Genomic DNA, 334 nt, shown 5'->3' on the forward strand with positions numbered 1-334 from the left:
CCCGACCACCAGATGACGGGCCACCACACGACCCAGACCACCCGTACCGCCCGTCACCAACACCGTGCCCCCGGCCACCTCCCAGCCGGAAACCTCCGCCCCAGACGTGGAGGACACCCGCGCCAGACGAGGCACCAGCACCTCACCACCACGCACCGCGACCTCCGCCTCGGCCCCACCCACCGCCAGAACGGCACCCAACAGCCCGGCCGACAACACCGCACCCGGCTCGACATCCAGCAGACCGAACCGCCCCGGATGCTCCGAGACGGCCGACCTCACCAGACCCCACACAGCGGCACCCGCCAGGTCACCGCCCTCCACGGCACCGCGC

General features: G+C 72.8%; 1 protein-coding gene. It reads right to left on the bottom strand.

The annotated features are described in order from the left end of the window. Nucleotides 1-334 (bottom strand): SpnB-like Rossmann fold domain-containing protein (locus ADK41_RS42470; RefSeq protein ID WP_209438642.1); only part of this gene is annotated, 334 nt, incomplete at both ends.

The sequence above is a fragment of the Streptomyces caelestis genome (assembly GCF_001279005.1).
Classification (GTDB): domain Bacteria; phylum Actinomycetota; class Actinomycetes; order Streptomycetales; family Streptomycetaceae; genus Streptomyces; species Streptomyces heliomycini.